The organism is Lelliottia sp. 489 (assembly GCF_050435885.1).
GTDB lineage: Bacteria > Pseudomonadota > Gammaproteobacteria > Enterobacterales > Enterobacteriaceae > Enterobacter > Enterobacter nimipressuralis.
On the sequence record NZ_JBNDLC010000002.1, the window covers coordinates 266,149 to 290,189 of the forward strand.

A 24,041-nucleotide genomic window follows, 5' to 3' on the forward strand; every position below is an offset into this window, starting at 1 on the left:
CGTTATTTGCGTTTTTGCCCGTAAAAGTCTTGCGCGCGCACCGTGTTTTGCGGCATTTTCATAAGCAAGCAACATCACACTGCAACAGGGTTAACGGAGAAGGTTATGTGTTCAATTTTTGGCGTACTGGATATCAAGACTGACGCGGGCGAACTGCGTAAAAAAGCACTGGAGCTTTCTCGCCTGATGCGTCACCGCGGCCCGGACTGGTCCGGCGTGTACGCAAGCGATAAAGCGATTCTGGCTCACGAACGTCTGTCGATTGTTGATGTCAACGCCGGTGCCCAGCCGCTGTATAACGAGAAAAAAACTCACGCGCTGGCCGTTAACGGTGAAATCTACAACCATCAGGCGCTGCGCGCAGAATACGGCGATCGCTACGCGTTCCAGACGGGTTCCGACTGCGAAGTCATCCTTGCCCTGTATCAGGAAAAAGGACCCGAATTCCTGGACGATCTGCAGGGCATGTTTGCCTTCGCACTGTACGACAGCGAAAAAGACGCCTATCTGATTGGCCGCGACCACATCGGTATTATCCCGCTGTATATGGGTCACGACGAACACGGCAACTTCTACGTCGCCTCTGAAATGAAAGCCCTGGTCCCGGTTTGCCGCACCATTAAAGAGTTCCCGGCAGGCAGCTACCTGTGGAGCAAAGACGGCGAAATCCGTCAGTATTACCAGCGCGACTGGTTCGATTTCGACGCGGTGAAAGACAACGTCACCGACAAAAACGCGCTGCGTCAGGCGCTGGAAGATTCCGTAAAAAGCCACCTGATGTCTGACGTGCCTTATGGCGTGCTGCTTTCTGGCGGTCTGGACTCCTCCGTGATCTCCGCGATCACCAAAAAATTCGCTGCCCGTCGCGTGGAAGACGGGGAGCGCTCTGAAGCCTGGTGGCCGCAGCTGCACTCCTTCGCCGTAGGCCTGGAAGGTGCACCGGATCTGAAAGCCGCGCAGGAAGTGGCAAACCATCTGGGTACTGTACACCATGAAATTCACTTCACCGTGCAGGAAGGTTTAGACGCGATCCGCGACGTGATTTATCACATCGAAACCTACGATGTGACCACCATTCGCGCATCCACTCCTATGTACCTGATGTCGCGTAAAATCAAAGCGATGGGCATTAAAATGGTGCTGTCGGGCGAAGGGTCTGACGAAGTGTTTGGCGGTTATCTGTACTTCCACAAAGCGCCAAACGCCAAAGAGCTGCACGAAGAGACGGTGCGTAAACTGCAGGCGCTGCATATGTTTGACTGCGCACGCGCCAACAAAGCGATGTCTGCCTGGGGCGTGGAGGCCCGCGTGCCGTTCCTCGATAAATCGTTCCTCGACGTGGCCATGCGCATCAACCCGCAGGATAAAATGTGCGGCAACGGTAAAATGGAGAAACATATCCTGCGTGAATGTTTCGAATCTTACCTGCCGGCAAGCGTCGCATGGCGTCAGAAAGAGCAGTTCTCCGACGGCGTGGGCTACAGCTGGATCGACACCCTGAAAGAGGTGGCGGCGAAGCAGGTTTCCGATCAACAACTGGAGACCGCCAGCTTCCGCTTCCCGTACAACACGCCTGGCTCGAAAGAAGCGTATCTGTACCGTGAAATCTTCGAAGAACTTTTCCCGGTCGCCAGCGCAGCAGAGTGTGTGCCAGGCGGCCCGTCAGTGGCCTGCTCCTCAGCGAAAGCCATCGAGTGGGATGAATCGTTCAAATCCATGAACGATCCATCAGGACGCGCGGTAGGGGTTCACCAGTCGGCCTATAAGTAATCGCCAGAATCGTACTCAGGCCCTTCGGGGCCTTTTTTATGCCTCGCGTTTTGCAGAACAAAAACGATTAATAACCAATAATTGCCGATTATTCGGCCACGCTGTTCGCAACCTAACCAAACAGTCACAATCCGGCCATTTTCGTTGAAAAAGGTATTGACGCTGCAAAGCTCTATACGCATAATGCGCCCCGCAACGCCGATAAGGTAACGCGAAAAAAAGATGGCTACGTAGCTCAGTTGGTTAGAGCACATCACTCATAATGATGGGGTCACAGGTTCGAATCCCGTCGTAGCCACCATCTTTTTTTGCGGGAGTGGCGAAATTGGTAGACGCACCAGATTTAGGTTCTGGCGCCGCAAGGTGTGCGAGTTCAAGTCTCGCCTCCCGCACCATTTCCAGTTCTGCGTTGCACGGATGGGGTATCGCCAAGCGGTAAGGCACCGGTTTTTGATACCGGCATTCCCTGGTTCGAATCCAGGTACCCCAGCCATCTTCTTCGATTTAGCGGTTCTCCGCGGTTATTGGGGTATCGCCAAGCGGTAAGGCACCGGTTTTTGATACCGGCATTCCCTGGTTCGAATCCAGGTACCCCAGCCATCGAAGAAAGCAGTCTGGCTACGTAGCTCAGTTGGTTAGAGCACATCACTCATAATGATGGGGTCACAGGTTCGAATCCCGTCGTAGCCACCAAATTAGAAATTTATCGATTATTTCGATAAACTAGAAAAAATTGTTGGGGTATCGCCAAGCGGTAAGGCTCTGGTTTCTGATACCAGCATTCCGAGGTTCGAATCCTCGTACCCCAGCCAATTTCAAAAGTCGTTAGATTGTTGTTTGTTTAACGCACCCTGTTGGGGTATCGCCAAGCGGTAAGGCTCTGGTTTCTGATACCAGCATTCCGAGGTTCGAATCCTCGTACCCCAGCCACTTAATAGCAAAAAAGCCCGCTCTGCGGGCTTTTTTGTTTTTGTGCTCTGGAGATATCCCCCTCCCTCAAAACAACGAGGGAGGAGACAGCACTTACAGACCTAACGCGTACTTCAATGCCTGACGCTTCAATCCGCCCGCACGCTCGGCTGCCATCAGACCCACATTGCGCAGAATTCGCACCGGGCCGAGATCGTTGCTGAATCCCGCATAAAACAGATCCATCCCCGACTGCATTAAAAAGTTATCCGCCATGCGACGCGTCTGGTAGCGCTTCAGCACAGCCGCACTCGCCCAGGATTCCGCATGGTCACGCGCGCTGCTCATCACCGATAACAATGCTTCGACGTCACGATATCCCAGGTTGACGCCCTGCCCGGCCAGCGGATGAATGGTATGCGCGGCATCCCCCACCAGCGCCAGCCCTTCTTGTGCATATTGCAGGGCGTGACGACGGGTTAACGGGAATCCCCCCGCCGCCACCGGCGTCACCGCGCCGAGACGCGCCGGGAAGTGTTTTTCGATTTCGCGCTGCAGCTGATCCATCGACAAACTTTGCAGCTGGCGAATGCGCGCCGGCGTGTCGTACCACACCAGCGACGCCCAGTGTCCAAAGAGCGGTAAAAAGGCATGCGGACCGTTGGGGGTAAAGTGCTGCCAGGTACTGTCGCCCGGCTCATTTTCACATTTAACGGTAATCAGCATACAAGATTGCTGATACTGCCAGGCGTGAATACCAATCCCGGCCATCTGTCGCACCTGCGAGTTCGCACCGTCGGCCCCCACGACCAGCTTCACGGCCAGTTCATCGCCGTTAGCCAGCTCCAGCAAATAACCGCCCTCATGGCGATGCAGCGCTTTCAGGGAATCCGGAACGCGCAGCGTCACGTTCTCATGCGCCTCCAGCGCCTGCCACAGGGCTAGCTGCAGAACGTTATTCTCCACCATGTAGCCCAGCAGCGGCAGCTTCAGTTCAGCGGCGTCAAAGGTCACATGCGCGGTTTCCCACTCCCACGTCTCCAGCCGTCGATACGGATGGGCGCGCATCGCGAGGATCGCCTCCCACACGCCCAGCCCGCGCAGCAGATCGACCGACGCGGCGCTGATCGCCGAGATCCGCACGTCCGGCTGCTGAGCCTCGTCAAATTCGGGGGGCGCGGCCTGCTCGATCACCGTTACCTGGAATCCCTGTTGTGCCAGTCCCAGCGCCAGTGCGCCGCCGACCATCCCGCCGCCGACCACGGCGATTTCGGTTTTCTGGAGTGTCATGGTCAATAATCCTTTGAAGAGAATCCCTTAAGTTTACCGGATTTTTTCTCCCTTGAGGCAGCCAACCTTCATACTGGTCACAACCCCACCAAAGCATTACAATACGCGGCTTGCAATCCTGAGCCTGAGCAAGTCGATGACTAAAAAACTCCATATAAAAACCTGGGGCTGTCAGATGAATGAATACGATTCATCGAAGATGGCCGATCTGCTGAATGCCACCCACGGGTATCAACTGACTGAAGTGGCAGAAGAAGCCGATGTGCTGTTGCTTAACACCTGCTCAATCCGTGAAAAAGCGCAGGAAAAAGTCTTCCACCTGTTAGGTCGCTGGAAACTCCTCAAAAAGAAAAATCCGGACCTGATTATCGGCGTCGGGGGCTGCGTGGCCTCGCAAGAGGGCAAGCTGATCCGTCAACGCGCCCATTACGTCGATATTGTGTTTGGCCCGCAAACTCTTCATCGCCTGCCGGAGATGATTAACTCAGTGCGCGGCGATCGCAGCCCGGTGGTTGACGTCAGCTTCCCGGAAATCGAGAAATTTGACCGTCTGCCAGAGCCGCGTGCCGATGGCCCAAGCGCCTACGTCTCCATCATGGAAGGCTGCAACAAATACTGCACCTACTGCGTCGTGCCTTACACGCGCGGTGAAGAGGTCAGCCGCCCTTGCGACGATATTCTGTTTGAAGTGGCCCAGCTGGCGGCCCAGGGCGTGCGTGAAGTGAACCTGCTCGGCCAGAACGTGAACGCGTGGCGTGGCGCAAACTACGACGGCTCCACCGGCACCTTCGCCGAGCTGCTGCGTCTGGTTGCCGCCATCGACGGTATCGACCGCGTGCGTTTCACCACTAGCCATCCGATCGAATTTACCGATGACATCATTGATGTCTATCGCGATACGCCAGAGCTGGTGAGCTTCCTGCACCTGCCGGTTCAGTGCGGCTCTGACCGCGTGCTGAACCTGATGGGCCGCACGCATACGGTGCTGGAGTACAAAGCGATCATCCGCAAGCTGCGTGAAGCGCGCCCGGATATCCAGATTAGCTCCGACTTTATCGTCGGCTTCCCTGGCGAAACCACCGACGACTTCGCGCGTACTATGAAGCTGATTGGCGAAGTCAATTTCGACACCAGCTTTAGCTTTATCTTCTCTGCGCGTCCGGGCACGCCAGCCGCCGATATGGTGGACGATGTGCCGGAAGAGGAGAAGAAACAGCGTCTCTATATTCTGCAGGAGCGTATCAACCAGCAGGTCAACGCCTGGAGCCGCCGTATGCTCGGCACCACGCAGCGTATTCTGGTGGAAGGCACGTCGCGTAAGAGCCTGATGCAGCTCTCTGGGCGAACCGAGAACAACCGCGTGGTGAACTTCGAAGGCACTCCGGACATGATCGGTAAGTTTGTCGATATCGAAATCCAGGAAGTGCTCACCAACTCCATGCGCGGCAAACTGGTGCGCACGGAAGCGGAAATGGGCCTGCGCGTCGCCGAAACGCCAGAGTCTGTTATTGCCCGCACGCGTAAAGAAAACGATTTGGGTGTCGGTGTTTACCAGCCTTGATCCATTCAGGCCTGTCGCTCTGGCAGGCCTTGTATTTCCCCTCTGCGTCCCCAATATGCAACCATAAGCTTGCGCCTTTAAACTGTGGCGTGAATAATTTCGTAAAGACGACTCGTCTGTAAGTCAGTTCGGCACGTTGCTCTCTGACCCTACACACATTAAGAGGAACAGTTTGAATACAGAAACGCGTGAACTTACCCTGGAGCCAGCAGACAACGCTCGCCTGCTGAGCCTGTGCGGGCCGTTTGATGACAACATCAAACAACTGGAGCGACGTCTGGGTATCGAAATCAATCGTCGCGATAATCACTTCAAACTCACCGGACGCGCCATCTGCGTCAACGCCGCTGCGGACATTCTGCGCAGCCTGTATGTCGATACCGCCCCGATGCGCGGCGAAACTCAGGATATCGAGCCTGAGCACATCCACCTCGCCATTAAAGAAGCGCGAGTGCTTGAGCAGAGCGCGGAAAGCGTGCCGGACTACGGCAAGGCCATCAATATCAAAACCAAGCGTGGCGTCATCAAGCCGCGTACGCCAAACCAGGCGCAGTACATCGCCAATATTCTCGACCATGACATCACCTTCGGCGTCGGCCCGGCGGGGACGGGTAAAACCTATCTGGCCGTTGCCGCCGCCGTCGATGCACTGGAGCGTCAGGATATTCGTCGTATCCTGCTGACGCGCCCGGCGGTAGAAGCCGGTGAGAAACTGGGCTTCCTGCCCGGCGATTTGAGCCAGAAGGTAGACCCGTATCTGCGCCCGCTGTATGACGCCCTGTTTGAAATGCTCGGCTTCGAGAAAGTGGAAAAGCTGATCGAGCGTAACGTCATTGAAGTCGCCCCGCTCGCCTATATGCGCGGCCGTACGCTGAACGATGCGTTTATCATTCTCGATGAGAGTCAGAACACCACCATCGAACAGATGAAGATGTTCCTGACGCGTATCGGCTTCAACTCGAAAGCGGTTATTACCGGCGATATCACCCAGATCGACCTGCCGCGCAGCACCAAATCCGGTCTGCGTCACGCCATCGAAGTGCTGGCGGAAGTAGACGAAATTAGCTTCAACTTCTTCAACAGCGAAGACGTGGTGCGCCATCCGGTGGTCGCCCGCATCGTCAACGCCTATGAAGCGTGGGAAGAAGCAGAACAAAAACGTAAAGCAGAACAGGCCGCGGAACGAAAACGCGAAGCCCAGGAGCATGAGAATAAATGAGTCAGGTGATCCTCGATTTACAGCTAGCCTGTGAAGACAATTCCGGTTTGCCGGAAGAGCGTCAGTTTCAAACATGGCTGGATGCGGTGATCCCGCAGTTTCAGGAAGAGTCAGAAGTCACGATTCGCCTGGTCGACGAAGCGGAGAGCCACGAGCTGAACCTGACCTATCGCGGGAAAGATAAGCCGACCAACGTGCTCTCTTTCCCGTTTGAAGCGCCGCCGGGCATCGAAATGCCGCTGCTCGGCGACCTGATCATCTGCCGTCAGGTGGTTGAACAGGAAGCCAAAGAGCAGCAAAAGCCGCTCGACGCTCACTGGGCGCATATGGTTATCCACGGCAGTCTGCATCTGCTGGGTTATGATCATATTGAAGACGAAGAAGCGGAAGAGATGGAATCCCTCGAGACAGAGATAATGCTTGCTCTGGGCTATGAGGATCCGTACATTGCCGAGAAAGAATAGTCAGTTAAGCATCAGGCTTTATTGACCGATCAGGCCGCCGCATATGGACCTTTCCTGCGGCGGCGCGCATTAAACTCACAAGAGAACCCTTAACAAACGCCATGAGCGACGACAATTCACACAGTAGCGACACGACAACCAGTAAGAAGGGATTTTTCTCCCTCATTCTGAGCCAGCTGTTCCACGGCGAACCGAAAAACCGTGATGAACTCCTGGAGCTGATTCGTGATTCCGGGCAGAACGATCTTATCGACGAAGATACGCGCGAAATGCTCGAAGGGGTCATGGACATCGCCGACCAGCGCGTTCGCGATATTATGATCCCCCGCTCGCAGATGATTACCCTGAAACGCAACCAGACTCTGGACGAGTGCCTCGATGTGATCATCGAATCGGCCCACTCGCGTTTCCCGGTGATCAGCGAAGACAAAGATCACATTGAAGGGATTCTGATGGCCAAGGATCTACTGCCGTTTATGCGCAGCGATGCCGAAGCTTTCAGCATGGAAAAAGTGTTACGCCAGGCGGTGGTGGTCCCGGAAAGCAAGCGCGTTGACCGCATGCTGAAAGAGTTCCGCTCCCAGCGCTACCATATGGCGATTGTTATCGATGAATTTGGCGGTGTTTCCGGCCTTGTGACTATCGAAGATATTCTCGAACTGATCGTCGGTGAAATCGAAGATGAGTACGATGAAGAAGACGATATCGAATTCCGTCAGCTGAGCCGCCATACCTGGACCGTGCGCGCGCTGGCCTCCATTGAAGAGTTTAACGACACCTTTGGCACCCACTTCAGCGATGAAGAGGTGGATACCATTGGCGGGCTGGTGATGCAGGCCTTTGGCCATCTTCCGGCGCGCGGCGAGTCCGTTGACATCGATGGTTACCAGTTCAAGGTCGCTATGGCCGACAGCCGACGTATTATTCAGGTTCACGTCAGAATGCCGGACGACTCCCCGGTGCCAAAACTGGAAGATTAATGTAAATGGCATTTGCCCCACTGCTTGAACGCCAGCGCGTCCGTTTGCTGCTGGCGCTGTTGCTCGGAGCCAGCGGAACGCTGGCTTTTTCTCCTTATGACATCTGGCCTGCCGCCCTCCTCTCACTGATGGGGTTACAAGGGCTGACGCTGAATCGTCGCCCGATTCAGGCTGCGGCCATCGGCTACTTCTGGGGTCTGGGCCTGTTTGGCTCTGGCATTAACTGGGTTTACGTCAGTATCGCGCAGTTCGGCGGTATGCCTGGCCCGGTTAACGTCTTCCTGGTGGTGCTGCTGGCGGCGTATCTCTCACTGTATACCGGTCTCTTCGCGGGGATTTTGTCGCGCCTGTGGCCGAAAACCAGCTGGCTGCGCGTGGCGATTGCGGCACCCGTGGTCTGGCAAATCACCGAGTTTTTACGCGGCTGGGTGCTGACCGGCTTCCCGTGGCTGCAGTTTGGCTACAGCCAGATCGATGGTCCGCTAAAAGGCCTGGCGCCGGTGATGGGCGTGGAGGCGATCAACTTCCTGCTGATGGTGGTGAGTGGTCTGCTGGTGCTGGCCCTGGTGCAGCGCAACTGGAAACCGCTGGTCGCGGCAGTGGTGCTGTTTGCCCTTCCCTTCCCGCTGCGCTTTATCCAGTGGTTCACTCTGGAGCCCGCGCGCGCGACTCAGGTGTCGATGGTACAGGGCAATATTCCACAGTCGCTGAAGTGGGATGAGAACCAGCTGATCAATACGCTGAAAATCTATCTCGATGCGACGCAGAAAGAGATGGGCAAATCTGACCTGATTATCTGGCCGGAATCTGCGATTCCCGATCTGGAGATCAACCAGCAGCGTTTCCTGAGCATGATGGACGATCTGCTGCGCGCGAAGAACAGCACGCTGATCACCGGGATTGTCGACGCGCGTCTGAACAAACAGAACCGTTACGACACCTACAACACCATTATCACGCTCGGCAAAGACAACCCGTACAGCTACGAATCGGCGAATCGTTACAACAAAAACCACCTGGTGCCGTTTGGTGAGTTTGTGCCGCTGGAAACGATTCTGCGTCCGCTGGCGCCGTTCTTCGATCTGCCAATGTCGTCCTTCAGCCGTGGGCCTTATGTCCAGCCGCAGCTTCATGCGCATGGCCTGGCGCTGACCCCTGCGATCTGTTACGAAATCATCCTTGGCGAACAGGTGCGCGATAACTTCCGTCCCGATACGGATTATCTGCTGACCATCTCCAACGACGCCTGGTTTGGTAAGTCGATTGGCCCGTGGCAGCACTTCCAGATGGCGCGCATGCGTTCCCTGGAGCTGGCCCGTCCGCTGCTGCGCAGCACCAATAACGGCATTACCGCCGTGATTGGTCCGCAGGGTGAAATCCAGGCGATGATCCCGCAATTCACACGCGCCGTGCTGACAACCACCGTCACGCCAACCTCCGGCCTCACGCCGTATGCTCGCACCGGCAACTGGCCGCTGTGGATCCTGACGGTTCTGTTTGGTTTTGGCGCTGTGTTAATGAGTTTGCGTCAGCGTCGTAAGTAATCCCCCAGTGCCCGGCGGCGTTTCGCTTGCCGGGCCTTCATTCCCTCATTTCCAGGCCTGGCCTGGCACGACACATCTGATACCCGGCAAATCCCCCTCGACTCCCATTTCTGGCACGCCTATTGCTTTGTTAAATCACAGATTCAGTGGTTTGGCTTAACGTGCAACGTTGGCGCACCACCGCAGTTCATCGGTAGCACCGAAACGGTGCAGGCAGATATTTTTGCCTCTGAATGGTGCGGCGCGCTTCGCAAAAATAAACAATAACGCAGCAAAATCTTTACATTAAGCCAGACTAAATGTTAACAAGCTTGCATAACACTGCACTCGCATCGCGCGAGATATAACAACATCACAATGGGTATCAATGCGTCATTGGCGCAGATAATAAAGGAGTTGGGTATGCAATTACGTAAACTGGCCACAGCAATGCTGGTAATGGGGATGTCCGCAGGCGTCGTTCACGCTGAAGACGCTCCGGCTGCCGGGAGCACTCTCGACAAGATTGCCAAAAATGGCGTGATCGTGGTCGGCCACCGTGAATCTTCCGTCCCGTTCTCATACTACGACAACACGCAAAAAGTCGTAGGCTACTCTCAGGACTACTCCAACGCGATCGTAGAAGCGGTCAAGAAAAAGCTCAACAAACCTGACCTGCAGGTGAAGCTGATTCCAATTACGTCGCAAAACCGTATTCCTCTGCTGCAAAACGGCACCTTCGATTTTGAGTGTGGTTCCACCACCAACAACCTCGAACGTCAGAAACAAGCAGCCTTCTCCGACACCATCTTCGTGGTCGGTACGCGTCTGCTGACCAAAAAAGGCGGCGAGATTAAAGACTTCGCAGACCTGAAAGGCAAAGCGGTTGTTGTGACTTCCGGTACCACCTCTGAAGTGCTGCTGCATAAGCTTAACGACGAGAAGAAACTGGATATGCGCATCATCAGCGCGAAAGACCACGGTGACTCTTTCCGTACGCTGGAGAGCGGCCGCGCGGTGGCATTCATGATGGATGACGCGCTGCTGGCGGGCGAACGTGCAAAAGCGAAGAAACCAGACAACTGGGACATCGTCGGCACGGCGCAGTCGAAAGAGGCATACGGCTGTATGCTGCGTAAAGACGACGCGGGCTTCAAAAAGCTGATCGATGACACCATCGCTCAGGTTCAGACCTCCGGCGAAGCAGAAAAATGGTTCGATAAGTGGTTCAAGAACCCGATTCCACCAAAAAATCTCAACATGAGCTTTGAACTGTCTGACGACATGAAAGCCCTGTTCAAAGAACCAAACGACAAAGCACTTAACTAATTAGAACCATTAAGGGGCGGGATCTCCTGCCCTCTCGATTGTCGGGAAGCGCGGACAGACTATACGTTGAGTGGTCGTTCCCCACTCAGCGCGAACATTGAGCTTCTCACCAATCTTCGAGGGTAGCGCTGCTACCCTTTTTTTTCTGGAGTTTATTATGTCAATAGACTGGAACTGGGGCATTTTTCTGCAACAAGCTCCGTTCGGCAACACCACCTATCTTGGCTGGCTGTGGAGCGGCTTTCAGGTTACCGTTGCGTTATCGATAACGGCCTGGATAATCGCTTTCCTGGTCGGTTCCCTGTTCGGTATTTTACGTACCGTTCCGAACCGTTTTCTCTCTTCCCTGGGTACCCTGTACGTCGAACTGTTCCGTAACGTTCCGCTCATCGTGCAGTTCTTTACCTGGTATCTGGTTGTGCCTGAACTGCTGCCGGAAAATCTCGGCATGTGGTTTAAATCTGAGCTGGACCCGAATATTCAGTTCTTTGTCTCCTCGATGCTCTGCCTTGGCCTGTTCACCGCTGCGCGCGTGTGCGAGCAGGTGCGTGCCGCGATTCAGTCGCTGCCGCGCGGGCAAAAGAACGCCGCACTGGCGATGGGCCTGACGCTGCCGCAAAGCTACCGCTACGTGCTGCTGCCAAACGCTTATCGCGTAATCGTTCCGCCAATGACCTCCGAGATGATGAACCTGGTGAAAAACTCGGCCATCGCCTCCACCATTGGTCTGGTCGATATGGCGGCGCAGGCGGGCAAGCTGCTGGATTACTCCGCCCACGCGTGGGAATCTTTCACCGCCATTACCGTGGCCTATGTGCTGATTAACGCTTTCATCATGCTGGTGATGAACCTGGTTGAACGTAAAACTCGCCTGCCGGGCAATCTGGGGGGCAAATAATGTACGAGTTTGACTGGAGTTCCATTGTTCCCGCCATGCCCTATCTGCTCGACGGGCTGGTTATTACCTTAAAAATCACCGCCATTGCGATCGTGGTTGGTATTGTCTGGGGCACGATTTTGGCGGTCATGCGCCTGTCGAGCTTCAAGCCTTTCGCCTGGTTCGCCACCGCCTACGTCAACGTTTTCCGCTCTATTCCGCTGGTGATGGTGCTGCTGTGGTTTTATCTGATCGTCCCCGGCCTGCTGCAAAACGTGCTGGGGCTGTCGCCGAAAACCGATATCCGCCTGATCTCTGCCATGGTCGCGTTCTCAATGTTTGAGGCGGCGTACTATTCGGAAATTATTCGCGCGGGTATTCAGAGCATCTCTCGCGGACAATCGAGCGCAGCACTGGCGCTGGGGATGACCCACTGGCAGTCCATGAAGCTCATTATTCTGCCACAGGCGTTTCGCGCCATGGTCCCGCTGCTGCTGACGCAGGGCATCGTTCTCTTCCAGGATACCTCGCTTGTGTATGTGCTGAGCCTCGCGGACTTCTTCCGTACGGCCTCCACTATCGGCGAACGCGACGGTACGCAGGTTGAGATGATCCTGTTCGCAGGTGCAGTTTATTTTGCAATTAGTTTAAGCGCGTCGCTGTTGGTTACCTGGCTGAAGAAAAGGACAGTCTCATGATTTCCCTGAAAAATGTTTCTAAATGGTATGGGCACTTTCAGGTGCTGACCGACTGCTCCACCGAAGTGAAAAAAGGCGAAGTGGTTGTGGTATGCGGGCCGTCTGGCTCCGGTAAATCGACGTTGATTAAAACCGTCAACGGCCTGGAACCGGTGCAAAAAGGCGAGATTGTCGTCGATGGCACGAAGGTGAACGACAAAAATACCAACCTGGCGAAACTACGTTCCCACGTCGGAATGGTGTTCCAGCACTTTGAGCTGTTCCCGCACCTGTCGATTATCGAGAACCTGACGCTGGCGCAGGTAAAAGTGCTGAAACGCGACAAAAAAGCGGCGCGTGATAAAGGCTTAAAACTGCTGGAACGCGTGGGGCTGTCTGCTCACGCCGATAAGTTCCCGGCCCAGCTCTCCGGTGGTCAGCAACAGCGTGTGGCGATTGCGCGCGCGCTGTGCATGGACCCTATCGCCATGCTGTTTGATGAACCGACCTCCGCGCTTGATCCGGAAATGATCAACGAAGTGCTGGATGTGATGGTGGAGCTGGCGCACGAAGGGATGACCATGATGGTGGTGACCCACGAGATGGGCTTTGCCCGCAAAGTGGCCAACCGCGTGATCTTTATGGACGAAGGGAAAATTGTCGAAGATTCGCCGAAAGAGGACTTCTTCGCTAACCCGCAATCCGATCGTGCCAAAGATTTCCTTGCCAAAATCCTGCACTAATCAAACGGGTGCGCAATCTTCGGATTGCGCACCACTTCACGCTTTGGGTCTCTTCTTCTCGTCTGCTTCATCTTGCGGCGTTAACCTTGTCACAAAATAACGCCAAAAATGGAGCACCCTATGCCACTGCCGATCATTCTCGATTGCGATCCTGGTCATGATGACGCTATCGCGCTTGTCCTTGCCCTCGCCTCACCGGAATTAGCCCTCAAAGCCGTCACCTCCTCCGCCGGAAATCAGACCCCGGACAAAACCCTGCGTAATGTGTTACGCATGCTGACCCTGCTCAATCGCATGGATATCCCGGTGGCGGGCGGCGCGGTGAAACCGCTGATGCGCGATCTGATCATCGCCGATAACGTCCACGGCGAGAGCGGGCTGGACGGCCCGGCGCTGCCGGAACCTGGCTTTGAACCGCAAAACTGCACGGCGGTTGAGCTGATGGCGAACGTGCTGCGAGAAAGCGACGAGCCGGTGACGCTGGTGGCCACAGGCCCGCAAACCAACGTGGCATTGCTGCTCAACAGCCACCCGGAACTGCACGCGAAAATCGCGCGGATTGTGATCATGGGTGGAGCGATGGGGCTGGGGAACTGGACGCCCGCGGCAGAGTTCAACATCTTCGTCGATCCGGAAGCCGCAGAAATTGTCTTCCAGTCGGGCATCCCGATTGTGATGGCCGGTCTGGATGTCACCCACCGGGCGCAGATCATGGCAGCAGATATCGCGCGTTTTCGCGCAATTGGCAATCCTGTTGCCACCACGGTCGCTGAGCTGCTCGACTTCTTTATGGAATACCACAAAACCGAGAAATGGGGCTTCCAGGGCGCGCCGCTGCACGATCCGTGCACCATCGCCTGGCTGCTGAAACCGGAGATTTTCACGACCGTTGATCGTTGGGTCGGGGTTGAAACCCAGGGGAAATACACTCAGGGCATGACGGTGGTGGATTATTATTTCCTGACGGGCAATACGCCAAATACCACGCTGATGGTGGATATCAACCGGGAAGCGTTTGTCGATTTGCTGGCAGAGAGACTGAAGTTTTACGCCTAATCAGTGCGCCGGGCGGCGCCGCGCTTTTCCGGCCTACAGTTTTGCAGGCCCGGTAAACGTCGCGCCACCGGCGTTGAGGTTACGGCTCGAAAGGCCGTCTCTGGAACTGGTCATGACCGCATTTAGGGCAGCGCGGCAGAATGTCCGGGGTATACACCGCCAGATGGAAATGACAGTTTTCACAGACCAGATTGCCCAGCCCAACCACCTCGCCGCTGTGATACACGCCGTGATGGTTCAGATCCTGAAACACTTCGCGCCACTCCAGCTGGGTTTTATCGGTGATATCTGCCAGCTCCTGCCACAGACTCTCTTTAATCACCCGCATAAATACGCTGTCGGTAACGTCGTTTTGACTCTCTTCGTAGCTTCGCGCGAACTCCTCAAGGTCGCGGCGCACGGCCCGCGTCACCTCTTCCACTTCGGTGCGCGTCAACTCACCCGTCTGTACAACCCGAACACGCGCCTGCTCGACAAGAGCATCAATATCACGTTCGCCGTTACGCAGGCGTTCCGTCAGTGTGGCAACCAGTTCGCGGTAAAATTGAGCAACCTTGTTCATCCTTTCGCCTCCCGGGTAAGTAACTGTCTCTAATAATAGACCTTATTTTGCCGCTGCTTTGTCAGGTCGACCACAGACCGGGTAAATTCCTGCAAAGGCGTGATGCGATACCGTGCACAGTATTTGAACAGTTCGTGCTAGGATGAAGCTCATTCATTGAAAGGTTAATCATCATGTCTCTTCTCGATTACGCAATGAAGCTTATCGGTGGCGCATCAACCACCACCGTGACTTGCCCGCACTGCGGCCTCAAGTCCTCCCACCCGACCTCCAAAATTCGTCTCAAACAGGCCATGCTGTGCCCCGGCTGTAAAGCCCTGTTTGTTGCTCCACGCTGATTGCACGCGCGCCCTTTGGCGCAACATCGGTGTTCTATACTGAAGTAAGAGTCCAGCAGCTGTTAAATCCAAGATGCCCCACACCCATCCTGAGAGAACGTTTCTGATCTGATTTCACAACTGCTCCTGCGCGTTCATGTCGCACCAGAGCAACCCTATGAAAATGAGCCTTAAATCGTGGCGGAGTCGTTCCCGTTCACTTCCGCCTGTCAACGTCTCTGCCCTGAAGGGGCACGAGCCTGTACCGGAAAATAGTCTGCAGGCCGAGCTTTTTTCGACGGCGCAGATGGCGCGCTACGGTCAAAAACTGGCGCGTTCGCACAAGCTGTCGCCCGACAAACTGCCCTATTACCTGCTCAAACGCCTCGATGATAACGAGGCAGTCATTACGCAAAACTGCTACGACCTCAATGCCGGTAAAAAAGCGACGATAATGCCCGCCGGTGAGTGGCTGCTCGACAACTACTACCTGATTGAGGAGCAGATCCGCATCGTGCGCCAGCATCTGCCGAAGAATTTCGGCAAAGGGCTTCCGGCGCTGGCCTCCCCTCATGACTGCCCGCGAATTTACGCCATTGCCGCCGAGGCGATTGCCCATGGCGACGGGCGCTGGGACGCCACCAGCCTCACCAGCTATATCAGCGCCTATCAGCAGGAAACGCCGCTGACGCTGGGCGAAGTCTGGGCACTGCCCGGAATGCTACGCCTGGCGCTGATCGAGAATCTGCGCCGGGTCAGTATCGACGTGGTTAAAGCCCAGCAGGAGCGCAATCTGGCGGATAGCTGGGTCACCCGCATTTTCGAATGTGCGGAGAACACGCCCGCTGATCTCATCATGGTGATCGCCGATCTGGCGCGCTCCAGCCCACCGCTCACCAGCGCGTTTGTCGCCGAGCTGGTGCGCCGCCTGCAGGGACGCGGCAATATGCTGGCGTTACCGCTGACCTGGGTCGAACAGCGTCTGGCGGAACAGGGTGTCACCACCGATACCCTGATCCACCGTTTCAATCAGCAGTTAGCCGCCAGCCAGCTGTCCGTGAGCAACAGCATCGCCGGCTTGCGTTTGCTGAGTGAAACCAACTGGGCCGATTTTGCCGAAGCCATGAGCGTCGTCGAGCAGACGCTGCGCCAGGACCCGGCAGGCATTTACCCGCTGATGCACTTCGATACGCGCGATCACTATCGTCACGTCATAGAAGTTCTGGCGCGAGACAGCCGCTTTAGCGAGCCGGAAGTTGCCAGCCGCGTGCTGGCGCTTGCAAGCGAAAATGCGCCCGAGACACCCGGCGCCCATATTGGCTATTACCTGAAGGGCGAAGGCCGCCAGCAGCTGGAGATCCTGCTTACGGCAGATGCGTCGCGGCTGATTCGCCTGCGGCACAGCTTCAACCAGATCCCGCTGATGTCATGGCTCGGCAGCCTGAGTCTGTTAACCACTGCCGCCACGGCTGAAATCCTGCACCGCACGGCGCAGCAGGGGATGGGCTGGCTGCTGATCCTCCTCGCACTGCCGCTGATTATTGTGCTCAGCCAGCTTGCCAGCGACCTGTTGAGTGAAGCGACGACCCGTTTTCGTACGCCGCGCCCGCTGCCGCGCATGGACTTTTCCAGCGGTATTCCGCCGGAGTCAGCCACGATGGTGGTCATTCCCTGCCTGCTCACCAGCGCCGACGGAATCAGCAAGCTCATCACCCGTCTGGAAGTGTGCTGGCTGGGCAATCAGAGCGATCATCTCTGTTTCGCTCTCCTGACCGATTTTGCCGATTCGGCAGAGGAATATTCACCGCAAAACAGTGCCCTGCTCGACCAGGCGATGTCACACGTTCAGGATCTCAACCGCCGCTATCCGGCCAGCCGCCCGCTGTTTTATCTGCTTCACCGGAACCCAGAATGGAACCCGCAGCAGGGCGTGTGGATGGGTTATGAACGCAAACGGGGAAAACTGGCGCTGCTGAACAGCTGGTTACGCCATCCTGACAAACAATTTTCCAGCGTCGCCGATCTGCCAGCCCACCAGCGACCGGCGCCGATCAAATACGTGATCACACTCGACAGCGACACTCTTCTGCCGCGCGATACCGCCCATAAGCTGGCTGCAACCATGGCCCATCCACTCAACCGGCCAGAGTATGACGCCGCGCGCCAGCGGGTGGTCAAAGGCTACGGCATTCTGCAACCGGGCATGGCGGAAGAAATGCCCCGCAACGGGCAAGGGCGCTATGCCGCCATGTGCAGCAGTATTGCGGGGAATAACCCCTATTCAATGATGTCTTCCGATATCTATCAGGATCTGTTCAACGAAGGCTCTTTCGTCGGGAAAGGGATTTACGACGTCGATATTTTTGTGCAGGCCACGCAAAACACCTGCCCGGAAAACCTGGTGCTCAGCCACGATTTGCTGGAAGGGTGTTATGCCCGCTCGGGGCTGTTAAGCGAAGTGCTGCTCTACGAGCAGTACCCGAATAACTATCTTTCAGATGTCGCGCGCCGCACCCGTTGGATCCGCGGCGACTGGCAACTGCTGAACTGGCTCAAACCGCGCGTCAGAAAAGCCGATGGCACGCGCGATAAAAACCCGCTGTCCGCCCTGTCGTACTGGAAATTATTCGACAACCTGCGCCGTAGCCTGGTCGCCCCATCCCTGTTGGCGCTGCTGTTTTGCACCCTGCTGTGGGTGCCGAATCCCCTGTACTGGCTGGGTGTGCTGGCGCTGGTCTGGCTCTTGCCCACCGGGCTGGCGGTCGCCTGGGATCTGATCAATAAACCTGCCCGGCGCCATACTGTGCAGCATCTGCTGCTGGTCGCCTCCAGCGCCCTGAAGCGGCTTTCCCGCATCGGACTGACTGTGGCGACGTTGCCTCATGAGGCTGGCTATTCTCTGTATGCCATTGCCGTCACGTTCTGGCGTCTGGGATTCAGCCACCGCAACCTGAGCCAGTGGGCCAGCTTCAGCCCAGACGACGATGTGGCAAAAACCTCACCGCTCCGCTTTTATCGCGCGATGTGGATGAATGTCGCCTGCGGCGTGGCTCTCAACGTCCTGACCGCCCATATTGCGCCGATGTTTTCCTTTATCGCGCTGCCCTTAAGCCTGCTTTGGTGCCTGACACCGCTGCTGCTGAGCTGGATGAGCCGCCAGCCTGCGCGCCGGACATTTTCCCCCAACAAGGAACAGAAGCTGCTGCTGCGCCAGACGAGCCGCGAAATCTGGGCCTTTTTTGAAACCTTTGCCACCGCGAAAGAAAACGGGCTGCCGCCGGATAACTATCAGGAGATCCCCCACCCGGTTATTGCCCATCGAACGTCGCCGACCAATATTGGCCTTTCGTTGATGGCAAACCTGACGGCGTGGGATTTTGGCTATCTGCCGATTGGCGAGGTGTTGCAGCGCGTGACACTGACCCTGGACACGCTGGATAAAATGGAGCATTTCCGTGGGCATTTGTATAACTGGTACGACACCCAGACCCTCGCGCCCCTTAGCCCGCGCTACGTATCCAGCGTCGACAGCGGCAATATGGCGGGCCACCTGCTGACCCTGCGCGAAGGGCTGACCGCCATGCGAAATCAGCCCGTGTTAAATTGCACGCAGGTGCTGGCCGGGCTGAACGATACCCTGGGGATCCTCGAAAAACACTGGGGACAGCACGCCCCAACCGGGCTGCGGCTGTTGCGTAAACACTGTCTGAACGCTAACGCCCTGTCTCCGGCGCAGGTTTACTTCGAACTGAAGCAGATGCGAGCCCAAAGCAACCACCTGACGGCGCTGTGCCATCAGGATGACAAACTGGTTCTGCGCTGGATCGAGCATTTGCAGCGCCAGCTGGTGCAGCTGTGCCATGAATGGTCGCATCTGCTGGGCTGGTTAACGCCCGCCTATGACTCCCCGACGCTGCCGTCTTTGAGCGAGCTTGCTCAGGCGACGCACCGCGGTGAAGGCACGCCCTCCACCTCGGCGATTACCCTGGCACGCATGCGCCTGAATATTATTACCGAGCTGGAACAGCGGCTGAACGAGCATGCGCGGATGGATTTCACGTTCCTCTACAGCGAAGTGACCAGCCTGCTCAGCATCGGCTACAACTGCGACAGCAATATGCTGGATAAAAGCCACTACGATCTGCTGCCCTCCGAAATTCGCCTGACCAGTTTCCTCGCCATCGCCACTAACCAGCTGCCGCAGAAGAGCTGGTACGCGCTCGGCAGGCTGTTTACCACCATTGAGAACGAAACCGCCCTGATGTCCTGGAGCGGTTCAATGTTTGAATATCTGATGCCGAATCTGGTGATGCCCACCTGGCCCGGCAGTCTGCTGGACGAGATGAGCCAGTCGGCGGTAATGCGCCAGATCCATTGGGGAAAAGAGCGCGGCGTCCCCTGGGGGGTGTCGGAGTCGGGCTATCACGCCTTTGATGTGCAGCAGAACTATCAGTATCAGGCCTTTGGCGTGCCGGGTCTCGGCCTGCGTCGTGGGCTGGCGGACGATATGGTCGTCGCCCCTTACGCCACGCTGCTGGCGCTGATGATTGCGCCGCAAAAAGCCTGTGACAACCTGCTCCGTCTGGAAAAAAACGGCGCGCGCGGGGAGTTCGGTTTTTATGAAGCGCTGGATTACACCCCGTCGCGTCTCGCCTCCGGACAGTTGTACGCGGTGGTACAGTCGTGGATGGCGCACCATCAGGGGATGGCGTTTCAGGCGCTGGCGCACGTAATGCTGGATGCGCCGATGGCCGACCGGTTTATGGCCAGCACCGCCTTCCAGTCTGCCAGCCTGCTGTTGCAGGAGCGAGTACCGGACGCGGTCGATCTCTATAGCCCGCGTCGTCATTTTGAGTCTCACGAAGGACGCGTTAAACCGGTGCACTACGAGCCGAGGATTTTCACTACGCCGGACAACCTGATCCCTGAAGTTCAGCTGCTCTCAAACAGTCATTACCATCTGATGATGACCCACACCGGCGGCAGTTATAGCCGCTGGAACGATCTGGCCCTCACCCGCTGGCGCAGCGATACCACCCGCGATAACTGGGGGGCGTTCTGCTATATCCGCGATTTGCAGTCGGGCGAAACCTGGAGCAACTCCTGGCAGCCGATGGGTGATGCGGACAGCAGCGACGAAGTGATCTTTACCGATGCGGGCGCGGAGTTCCGCCGCACGCTCGGCTCCCTGAGTGTGAAAACTCAGGTGGTTGTGTCGCCGGAAGATGATATCGAACTGCGGCGCGTAACGCTGCTGCACCGTGGCCGCCAGCCGCGCACTATCGAGCTGACAACCTACGCCGAAGTGGTACTGGCACCGGCCACCAGCGACTTGGCGCATCCGTCATTCAGCAAACTGTTTATCCAGACTGAGCTGGTCCCTGCTCAGAACGCCATTCTGTGCCACCGACGTCCACGCGCGCCGGATGAAAAAAGTCCCTGGCTGTTCCACATGATGGTGATACAGGGTAGTAGTCAACCTCACGCCTCGTTTGAAACCGACCGAGCGGCGTTTCTTGGCCGCGGCAGGCATCCGGCAGATGCGCAGGCAAACTGGCAAAGCGGGCCGCTCAGTAACTCCTCTGGCTCGGTGCTGGACCCGGTGCTGGCCATTCGCCAGTCGATCACCCTGCAACCCGGCCAGCCGGTCACCGTCGATATCCTGTATGGCGTGAGCGAAAATCGCCAGCAGAGCCTGACGCTGCTGGAAAAATATCGCGATCATCCGATCGCCGACCGCGTCTTTGAGCTTGCCTGGTCGCACAGCCTGGTGGTGTTGCGCCAGATTAACGCCAACGAAGATGACGCCGCCCTGTTTAACCGGCTCGCCGGTGCGATTCTGTATCCGTGCCAGGAGTTGCGCGCCGACAGCCAGACCCTCAGCCGCAATCGACGCGGCCAGTCGGGCCTGTGGGGCTGGGCGATTTCCGGCGATCTGCCGATTGTGCTGCTCAGCATCAGCAGCGAAGAGAGCATTCTGTCGATTACCACCCTGATTCAGGCGCACCGTTACTGGCGGCTGAAAGGGCTGGCGGTGGATCTGGTGATCCTGAATGAAAGCCCCGGCGGTTATCAGCAAGCGCTGCAAAATCAGATTATGGATCTGATTTATGCCGGGTCAGAAGCGAGCCTGCTGGATAAATCGGGCGGGATTTTTGTCCGTAACGGCGAACATCTCTCCACCGAGGACAAACTGCTGCTGATGAGTGTTGCTCACCTGTATCTCGACGATCGTGCAGGCGGATTGAACGAACAGTTGGATCAACGCATTCATAGTCTTAAAACCGTGCCTGCGCCCTTTATTGTGCACGGCGGATCGGGCGTTATTCAGCATATTCCCTGGACGCCGGATACGGGGCAACTGCTGCATTTCAACGGCCACGGCGGTTTTTCTCAGGATGGCCGCGAGTACCAGATTGTCCTTCGGGAAAATGCCCCGACGCCCGCCCCCTGGTCGAATGTGCTGGCCAATGCCCGTTTCGGCAGCGTGCTGTCGGAGGCCGGGCAAGCCTACAGCTGGTATGAAAATGCCCATGAATATCGCATCACGCCGTGGGAAAACGATCCCGTCAGCGACCCTGGCGGAGAGGTGTTTTACCTGCGCGACGAAGAGAGCGGCGCGTGCTGGTCACCGACCACCTTACCCCTTCGCGGTGAAGGGGATTACCTCTCTCGCCACGGGTTCGGCTATAGCGTCTTTGGCCACCGGGAGAGCGGCATTGACAGCGAGCTGACGGTGCTGGTCGCCGAGCATGAGCCGGTCAAACTGGCGATCCTGACGCTCAGCAACAACTCCGGGCGGACACGAAAACTCTCCGTCACCGGATACGTGGCCTGGACGCTGGGTGAATCACGCTCGCAGTCGGCCCACCATATTGTGACCCATGCGGCCAGCGTCAACGGCGGCTGCGGCGTGATGGCGAACAACTTTTACGGCGGCAACGGCAGCGGCCGTACGGCATTTTTCGCCGTCAGCGGTGCCCACTGCTCCCTGACGGGCGATCGACGTGAGTTTCTGGGTCGCAACGGCTCCCTGCACGATCCGCTGGCGATGCGCTTGCAAAGACTGTCGGATAAAACCGGAGCCGGGCTGGACCCTTGCGGTGCGGTGCAATCGGCTACCACGGTGATCGACGGCGATCACAAGACCTTTATTTTTGTGCTGGGAGTGGGCGACGATCCGGCGCAAGCGCAGACGCTTCTCAATCGCTATCTCAACGAAGAGGCCGCCCGCGAGGAGCTGAACAACGTTCACCGTTACTGGCACAGCGTGCTCGATAACATCGTGGTTAACACCCCGGACAGCGCCGTCAATCTACTGACCAACGGCTGGCTGCTGTATCAGACAGTGGCCTGTCGTCTGATGGCGCGCAGCGGGTACTATCAGTCCGGCGGCGCGTTTGGTTTCCGCGATCAGCTTCAGGATACGCTGGCCCTTAGCCACGCCGCGCCTGAACGCCTGCGGGACCAGATTGTGCTCTGCGCTTCCCGGCAGTTTATTGAGGGCGACGTGCAACACTGGTGGCATCCACCGCACGGCAACGGCGTGCGCACGCGCTGCTCGGACGATTATCTCTGGCTGCCGCTGGCGGTTTGTCACTATGTCGAGACTACCGGGGATAACGGCGTGCTTGAGCAACAGATCCCTTATCTGGAAGGCCGTCTGCTTCAGCCCGGCGAAGAGTCGGTTTACGACACACCGATAGTGAGTGCCGTCGAAGAGACGCTGTGGCAGCACTGCGTGAAAGCACTGCGTCATGGTTTGCAGTTCGGGCAGCACGGTCTGCCGCTGATGGGCGCGGGCGACTGGAATGACGGCATGAACAGGGTCGGAATCGAGGGGAAAGGGGAAAGCGTCTGGCTTGGGTTCTTCCTGTACGACATTTTGCAGCGCTTCGCGGATCTGGCTGAACAGCGTCAGGACGGGACGATAGCGGAACTGTGCCGCACCCAGGCGTCACGTTTGCAGAAAAACCTGGAGGCTTCCGGCTGGGACGGAGAGTGGTATCGTCGCGGCTATTTTGACGGCGGCGAACCGCTGGGGTCGAAGGCCTCTCAGGACTGCCGAATTGATGCCATTGCCCAAAGCTGGTCGGTACTCTCTGGAGCCGCCGATCCGGTGCGCAGCACGCGGGCGATGCAATCGCTGGATAAGCTGCTGGTTGATAATGACGCCGGGCTTATCAAACTGCTGACGCCACCGTTCGATGGCCACGGCCCGAACCCGGGCTACATTCAGGGCTATCTGCCCGGCGTGCGGGAAAACGGCGGGCAATATACCCACGGTGCGATCTGGGCGGTGATGGCCTTTGCCCGAATGGGCAATACGGAGCGGGCCTGGCAGCTGTGGTCGATGATCAATCCCATCAACCACGCTTTAACGGCCGATGACGTTGAACGGTATAAAACCGAGCCTTACGTCATGAGTGCCGACGTCTACAGCGTCGCGCCGCATAGCGGACGTGGGGGCTGGAGCTGGTATACCGGTTCAGCGGGATGGGCCTATCGCCTGCTCACAGAGGAGTTGCTGGGGATAAAACGCTACGGTGAAACCTTTGTCGTACATGCGCAGTTACCGCATGACTGGCCGTCACTCAACATGAGCTATCAGCAAGGGAATAGTCATTATCACATTACGGTTTCCCGGGGTGGTGAAGCCTACCAGGTACGACTTGATGGCGTTATGCTGCCTGATGACCGCATTCCGCTGATGAAGGATGGGCAATCTCATACGGTTGAGATTGTTCAGAATTAATTTCTGAAA

General features: G+C 56.9%; 15 protein-coding genes and 7 tRNA genes. 20 read left to right on the top strand and 2 right to left on the bottom strand.

The features are described from left to right. Nucleotides 1-105 precede the first annotated feature (105 nt). The 8 genes from asnB to ABIE11_RS09335 all read left to right on the top strand — a co-directional run bounded on the left by asnB (nt 106) and on the right by ABIE11_RS09335 (nt 2,700). Nucleotides 106-1,770 carry an asparagine synthase B gene (gene asnB / locus ABIE11_RS09300; RefSeq protein WP_102104404.1) on the top strand — a complete coding sequence of 555 codons (1,665 nt, stop codon included), beginning with the start codon at nt 106-108 and terminating at the stop codon, nt 1,768-1,770. 224 nt (nt 1,771-1,994) lie between these two features. Then, nucleotides 1,995-2,071 (top strand) — tRNA-Met (locus tag ABIE11_RS09305). A gap of 9 nt (nt 2,072-2,080) precedes the next feature. Beyond that, nucleotides 2,081-2,165 (top strand) — tRNA-Leu (locus ABIE11_RS09310). Between the two features lie 23 nt (nt 2,166-2,188). After that, nucleotides 2,189-2,263: transfer RNA gene (locus ABIE11_RS09315), tRNA-Gln, on the top strand. Nucleotides 2,264-2,295: 32 nt separating this feature from the next. Next, nucleotides 2,296-2,370 (top strand) — tRNA-Gln (locus ABIE11_RS09320). A 16-nt stretch (nt 2,371-2,386) separates the two neighbouring features. Continuing rightward, nucleotides 2,387-2,463, top strand: a tRNA-Met gene (locus ABIE11_RS09325). Nucleotides 2,464-2,507: 44 nt separating this feature from the next. Further along, nucleotides 2,508-2,582, top strand: a tRNA-Gln gene (locus ABIE11_RS09330). Nucleotides 2,583-2,625: 43 nt separating this feature from the next. Then, nucleotides 2,626-2,700, top strand: a tRNA-Gln gene (locus tag ABIE11_RS09335). A gap of 93 nt (nt 2,701-2,793) precedes the next feature. On the opposite strand, the gene ubiF is transcribed toward ABIE11_RS09335, so the two are convergent. After that, complete coding sequence (ubiF, locus tag ABIE11_RS09340) at nt 2,794-3,969, bottom strand: 3-demethoxyubiquinol 3-hydroxylase (protein ID WP_429184368.1); 1,176 nt, start codon at nt 3,967-3,969, stop codon at nt 2,794-2,796. 136 nt (nt 3,970-4,105) lie between these two features. Between ubiF and miaB the strand changes: the two genes are divergently transcribed. From miaB to rihA, 10 genes are all read left to right on the top strand, one after another. Continuing rightward, on the top strand, nt 4,106-5,530 hold the full coding sequence (gene miaB / locus ABIE11_RS09345) for a tRNA (N6-isopentenyl adenosine(37)-C2)-methylthiotransferase MiaB (RefSeq protein WP_129034471.1): 1,425 nt from the start codon (nt 4,106-4,108) through the stop codon (nt 5,528-5,530). 172 nt (nt 5,531-5,702) lie between these two features. After that, a complete protein-coding gene (locus ABIE11_RS09350; protein WP_181827485.1) occupies nt 5,703-6,749 on the top strand; it encodes a PhoH family protein in 1,047 nt (348 codons plus the stop codon). Further along, nucleotides 6,746-7,213, top strand: coding sequence for an rRNA maturation RNase YbeY (gene ybeY, locus ABIE11_RS09355; protein WP_100777213.1), 468 nt, complete (start codon nt 6,746-6,748; stop codon nt 7,211-7,213). Before ABIE11_RS09350 ends, ybeY begins: the two co-directional genes overlap by 4 nt. A 101-nt stretch (nt 7,214-7,314) precedes the next feature. Further along, a complete protein-coding gene (gene corC, locus ABIE11_RS09360; RefSeq protein WP_100777214.1) occupies nt 7,315-8,193 on the top strand; it encodes a CNNM family magnesium/cobalt transport protein CorC in 879 nt (292 codons plus the stop codon). Nucleotides 8,194-8,198: 5 nt separating this feature from the next. Further along, nucleotides 8,199-9,737 (top strand): apolipoprotein N-acyltransferase, encoded by a 1,539-nt coding sequence (lnt, locus tag ABIE11_RS09365; protein ID WP_100777215.1) that lies wholly within the window; start codon nt 8,199-8,201, stop codon nt 9,735-9,737. Between the two features lie 402 nt (nt 9,738-10,139). Then, a complete protein-coding gene (locus ABIE11_RS09370) occupies nt 10,140-11,045 on the top strand; it encodes an amino acid ABC transporter substrate-binding protein (protein ID WP_429184369.1) in 906 nt (301 codons plus the stop codon). 157 nt (nt 11,046-11,202) lie between these two features. Beyond that, nucleotides 11,203-11,943, top strand: coding sequence for an amino acid ABC transporter permease (locus ABIE11_RS09375; RefSeq protein WP_102104168.1), 741 nt, complete (start codon nt 11,203-11,205; stop codon nt 11,941-11,943). Beyond that, nucleotides 11,943-12,620 carry a glutamate/aspartate ABC transporter permease GltK gene (gltK, locus tag ABIE11_RS09380; RefSeq protein ID WP_100777217.1) on the top strand — a complete coding sequence of 226 codons (678 nt, stop codon included), beginning with the start codon at nt 11,943-11,945 and terminating at the stop codon, nt 12,618-12,620. Before ABIE11_RS09375 ends, gltK begins: the two co-directional genes overlap by 1 nt. Further along, complete coding sequence (locus ABIE11_RS09385; protein WP_107704044.1) at nt 12,617-13,342, top strand: amino acid ABC transporter ATP-binding protein; 726 nt, start codon at nt 12,617-12,619, stop codon at nt 13,340-13,342. Before gltK ends, ABIE11_RS09385 begins: the two co-directional genes overlap by 4 nt. A 120-nt stretch (nt 13,343-13,462) precedes the next feature. Next, a complete protein-coding gene (gene rihA / locus ABIE11_RS09390) occupies nt 13,463-14,398 on the top strand; it encodes a pyrimidine-specific ribonucleoside hydrolase RihA (RefSeq protein ID WP_429184370.1) in 936 nt (311 codons plus the stop codon). 79 nt (nt 14,399-14,477) lie between these two features. Here rihA and ABIE11_RS09395 read toward each other — a convergent pair whose 3' ends face one another. Further along, a complete protein-coding gene (locus ABIE11_RS09395; protein WP_429184371.1) occupies nt 14,478-14,960 on the bottom strand; it encodes a zinc ribbon-containing protein in 483 nt (160 codons plus the stop codon). A gap of 173 nt (nt 14,961-15,133) precedes the next feature. Here ABIE11_RS09395 and ABIE11_RS09400 point away from each other — a divergent pair, with 173 nt between their 5' ends. Then, complete coding sequence (locus ABIE11_RS09400) at nt 15,134-15,298, top strand: YnfU family zinc-binding protein (protein ID WP_164971751.1); 165 nt, start codon at nt 15,134-15,136, stop codon at nt 15,296-15,298. Between the two features lie 157 nt (nt 15,299-15,455). Then, nucleotides 15,456-24,032 carry a GH36-type glycosyl hydrolase domain-containing protein gene (locus tag ABIE11_RS09405; RefSeq protein ID WP_429184372.1) on the top strand — a complete coding sequence of 2,859 codons (8,577 nt, stop codon included), beginning with the start codon at nt 15,456-15,458 and terminating at the stop codon, nt 24,030-24,032. Nucleotides 24,033-24,041: the final 9 nt, after the last annotated feature.

What these genes read in the sequence shown, in the direction of transcription:
- asnB (WP_102104404.1), top strand. Translation starts at nt 106, where the DNA reads ATGTGTTCAATTTTTGGCGTACTGGATATCAAGACTGACGCGGGCGAA.
- ubiF (WP_429184368.1), bottom strand. Translation starts at nt 3,969, where the DNA reads ATGACACTCCAGAAAACCGAAATCGCCGTGGTCGGCGGCGGGATGGTC.
- miaB (WP_129034471.1), top strand. Translation starts at nt 4,106, where the DNA reads ATGACTAAAAAACTCCATATAAAAACCTGGGGCTGTCAGATGAATGAA.
- ybeY (WP_100777213.1), top strand. Translation starts at nt 6,746, where the DNA reads ATGAGTCAGGTGATCCTCGATTTACAGCTAGCCTGTGAAGACAATTCC.
- corC (WP_100777214.1), top strand. Translation starts at nt 7,315, where the DNA reads ATGAGCGACGACAATTCACACAGTAGCGACACGACAACCAGTAAGAAG.
- lnt (WP_100777215.1), top strand. Translation starts at nt 8,199, where the DNA reads ATGGCATTTGCCCCACTGCTTGAACGCCAGCGCGTCCGTTTGCTGCTG.
- ABIE11_RS09370 (WP_429184369.1), top strand. Translation starts at nt 10,140, where the DNA reads ATGCAATTACGTAAACTGGCCACAGCAATGCTGGTAATGGGGATGTCC.
- ABIE11_RS09375 (WP_102104168.1), top strand. Translation starts at nt 11,203, where the DNA reads ATGTCAATAGACTGGAACTGGGGCATTTTTCTGCAACAAGCTCCGTTC.
- gltK (WP_100777217.1), top strand. Translation starts at nt 11,943, where the DNA reads ATGTACGAGTTTGACTGGAGTTCCATTGTTCCCGCCATGCCCTATCTG.
- ABIE11_RS09385 (WP_107704044.1), top strand. Translation starts at nt 12,617, where the DNA reads ATGATTTCCCTGAAAAATGTTTCTAAATGGTATGGGCACTTTCAGGTG.
- rihA (WP_429184370.1), top strand. Translation starts at nt 13,463, where the DNA reads ATGCCACTGCCGATCATTCTCGATTGCGATCCTGGTCATGATGACGCT.
- ABIE11_RS09395 (WP_429184371.1), bottom strand. Translation starts at nt 14,960, where the DNA reads ATGAACAAGGTTGCTCAATTTTACCGCGAACTGGTTGCCACACTGACG.
- ABIE11_RS09400 (WP_164971751.1), top strand. Translation starts at nt 15,134, where the DNA reads ATGTCTCTTCTCGATTACGCAATGAAGCTTATCGGTGGCGCATCAACC.
- ABIE11_RS09405 (WP_429184372.1), top strand. Translation starts at nt 15,456, where the DNA reads ATGAAAATGAGCCTTAAATCGTGGCGGAGTCGTTCCCGTTCACTTCCG.